Here is a 2,982-nt window from a genome sequence, read left to right as displayed (position 1 = left end):
GATGAAGAAGCCGGCGAGGTGGCCCGGCTCCGAGGGCCGGTTGGCGCCCAGCGCGATGGCGACCGCGATGGTGCCGGGCCCGGTGGTGAAGGGGAGGGTGAGGGGAAAGAAGGCGATCTCGGCGAGGTTCTCGCCGGCCTCGGGCTCGGACGCCTCGGCATGCTTGCGGGCCTCCCGCGTCTCGGGCGCGTTGAGCAGGGTCCAGGCGAAGGCCGCCACGAACAGGCCGCCGGCGATGCGCAGGGCGGCGAGCGACACGCCGAAGAAGTTGAGGATCGGGGCGCCGGCCCAGAGGGCGGCGAGCATCACCAGGGCGGCGTAGAAGCCGATCCGCCGCGACAGCTCCGCCCGCTCTCCCTGCGAGCGGTCGGCGGTGATCTGCGCGAACATCAGCGCCGAGCCGATCGGGTTGACGATGGAGAACAGGCCGGACAGCGCGAGCAGGAAGCTCGTCAGCACGGTCTCGAATCCGATGGATGCCAGCATGCGGGCCCGGCTCGGCAGTCTGCGGGAACGGGAGGGGCTTTAGCCCGGCTGTCCGGCCGGCACCAGCACCCGTGCCGGCACGCGGCTCTCCAGGCGGCGGACCTGCCGCACCGCGACCGGCCGGTACAGTTGCTTGGTGGCATCCACCACGTGCAGGCCGGCGAACGGCATGGCGAGGCCGGTGCCGAACCGCTCCCAGGCGGCGGCGGTGCGGAGCCAGAATCGGCTGCGGATCGGCGGCATGTAGAGGGTCTCGGCCCAGCCCTCCGGCGAGAACAGCGTGTCGCGCATCAGCCGCGAGAGCTGCGAGCGGCTGTAGGGCTGGCCGTGGCCGAAGGGCGTCGCGTCCCGCCGCGCCCAGACGCCGGTCCGGTTGGGCACGACGAGGATCAGGCGCCCCCCCGGCGTCAGGACCCGCCAGACGTCGGCCAGGAGTTCGCTCGGGCTCTCCACGGCTTCGAGCGCGTGGACGAGGATGACGCGGTCGACCGCGGCCTCGGGGAGGGGCAGCATGGTGAGATCCGCGAGCGCCGTCACCGAGCGCCCGCTGGAGGGCCAGTTCACCACGCCCTGCGTCGCCGGCATGAAGGCCAGCGTCCGCTCGGCGATGACGTGGACCGGACCGAGATAGGGCGTGACGTAGCCGAGCCCGAGCACGCGCAGCCCCGAGACCGAGCCGAGAAAGCCGTGGATCGTCCGGCCGACGACACGGTGCGTGACGACGCCGAGCGGACTGGCGTAGAAGGCGCGCAGATCCGTGACGTCGAGGCGCATCGGATGGGGTGCCGGCACGGCCGGTTGTCCTCCACGAGACGGATGCCGCAAGGCTGGTGCCGCATCAATGGGGATCGCGGGCGCATCCGGCAAGCGGGGCGCTGCCGCCGGCTCCGGAACCGTGGCCGCCATGCACCCGTTCCCTGCCGGTCCCGTGCCGGCGGTGTTGTGAGAGAGTCAGACTGGTGAAAGGGTCTTCGATGACGAGCGCGACCCCCGACATCCGCACCTTCCTGTGCCGGAGCGACAATATCGGCGTGCTGATCCGCGATTCCACCAGCGGCGCCTGCGCCGCCATCGACGTGCCGGATGCGGACGCCGTCCTCGCCGCGCTCGACGCGGAGGGCTGGCAGCTCACCGACATCCTCGTCACCCACCGCCACGGCGACCACATCGAGGGGATCCCCGCGGTGGTGGAGCGCACGGGCGCGCGGGTCACCGCGCCGGAGAAGGCGCGCACGGCGGTGCCGGGCGCGGCCCGCTACGTCAGGGAAGGCGACACGGTCACCGTCGGCAACCTCTCGGCCGCGGTCTGGGAGACGCCGGGGCATTGCGCCGACCACGTCACCTACCACTTCGCCGATGCCGGCGTGGTGTTCGCGGGCGACACCCTGTTCACCCTCGGCTGCGGCCGGGTGATGGAGGCCGAGCCCGAGACGCTCTGGCGCTCGCTGGTCCGCTTCCTCGACCTGCCCGACGCGACGTCGGTCTATAGCGGCCACGATTACGTGCTCTCCAACGGCCGCTTCGCGCTCGCCGCCGATCCGGACAACGCCGACCTGAAGGAGCGCGTGGCGCAGGCCGAGCGGCTCGCCGAGACCGGCGGTTTCCTGATCCCCTCGACCATCGGCGAGGAGAAAGCGACGAACCCGTTCCTGCGCGCGGGCGAGCCCGTGCTCGCCCGCTCGGCCGGGCTGGAGCCGGGCTCGGACCCGGCGGCGGTGTTCACGGCCCTGCGGCTGTGGAAGAACCGCTTCTGAGGCCTGTGGACGGGCGGGATCAGGTGTCGCCGTGGTTCCATTGACCGGGCCGCGTGTGTTCGGCGAGACCTTGCCTTTGGGTCGGTGCCGTGTGATCGAAGCCCACGGTTTTGCGCATCGCAACACGACCCGCTCGTCCGCGTAGCCTCGGCGAAAGGCCGGTTCCCTTGCCCACCCTGTTCCGTTTCCTCGCCACGATCGCGATCCTCGCGGGCCTCGTCTTCGCCGGCATGTTCGCGCTGGCGACCTTCGTCCAGCCGACGCCGCGGGAGATGAGCGTCACCATTCCTCCCGCGAAACTCCAGCCGGGCAACCGATGAGCGCGGACGGTTCCGCGCCCCCTGGGGGGGCGGAGGATCCGGGCCAGCTCTTTCTCGACATGCTCGCCGCCGAGCGCGGCGCGGCGGCCAACACCCTGGCGGCCTACCGGCGCGACCTCGACGACTACCTCGGATATCTCGCGCAAGCCGGGATCGATCCCGAGGAGGCGCAGGCCGACCAGGTCCGGGCCTACATCGCCTCCCTGGAACCCCGCGGGCTGAAGGCGTCCTCGGCGGCCCGGCGCCTCTCCTGCATCCGCGGCTTCCACCGCTTCCTCTACGCGGAGGGCTACGCCGAGACCGATCCGACCGCGCCGGTCGCCGCCCCGCGCCGGGCCAAGGGCCTGCCGAAGATCCTGTCGGTGGCCGAGGTCGACCGCCTGCTCGCGACGGCGCGCGAACGGGTCGAGGCGGCGGGCGAC

At 72.2% G+C, this 2,982-nt stretch carries 5 protein-coding genes; 3 read left to right on the top strand and 2 right to left on the bottom strand.

The window, feature by feature from the left end; genetic code table 11:
• Both MFF42_RS25990 and MFF42_RS25985 read right to left on the bottom strand, forming a co-directional pair.
• The coding region (locus MFF42_RS25990) for a MarC family protein (protein ID WP_238258841.1) at nucleotides 1-486 on the bottom strand (486 nt) is incomplete at its 3' end.
• Between the two features lie 39 nt (nucleotides 487-525).
• Nucleotides 526-1,260: a class I SAM-dependent methyltransferase gene (locus MFF42_RS25985; protein ID WP_238258842.1), complete on the bottom strand. Its 735-nt coding sequence runs from the start codon at nucleotides 1,258-1,260 to the stop codon at nucleotides 526-528.
• Between the two features lie 200 nt (nucleotides 1,261-1,460).
• On the opposite strand from MFF42_RS25985, the gene gloB reads away from it, so the two are divergent.
• From gloB to MFF42_RS25970, 3 genes are all read left to right on the top strand, one after another.
• Nucleotides 1,461-2,240: a hydroxyacylglutathione hydrolase gene (gene gloB / locus MFF42_RS25980; protein WP_238258840.1), complete on the top strand. Its 780-nt coding sequence runs from the start codon at nucleotides 1,461-1,463 to the stop codon at nucleotides 2,238-2,240.
• A gap of 167 nt (nucleotides 2,241-2,407) precedes the next feature.
• A complete protein-coding gene (locus tag MFF42_RS25975) occupies nucleotides 2,408-2,560 on the top strand; it encodes a histidine kinase (protein WP_108940425.1) in 153 nt (50 codons plus the stop codon).
• Nucleotides 2,557-2,982, top strand: a 426-nt coding sequence (locus MFF42_RS25970; protein ID WP_238258839.1) for a site-specific integrase, incomplete at its 3' end; no start/stop codon positions are given. The genes MFF42_RS25975 and MFF42_RS25970, both read left to right, overlap by 4 nt.

It is taken from the genome of Methylorubrum podarium (genome assembly GCF_022179745.1).
GTDB classification, from domain to species: Bacteria; Pseudomonadota; Alphaproteobacteria; order Rhizobiales; family Beijerinckiaceae; genus Methylobacterium; species Methylobacterium podarium.
The sequence above is the reverse complement of the archived record's forward strand: the minus strand, read 5'-3'. Positions and strand labels throughout refer to the sequence as shown.

Bases quoted from the DNA above. Each gene is read 5' to 3' on its own strand.
- gloB (WP_238258840.1), top strand. From the start codon at position 1,461: ATGACGAGCGCGACCCCCGACATCCGCACCTTCCTGTGCCGGAGCGAC.
- MFF42_RS25985 (WP_238258842.1), bottom strand. From the start codon at position 1,260: ATGCGCCTCGACGTCACGGATCTGCGCGCCTTCTACGCCAGTCCGCTC.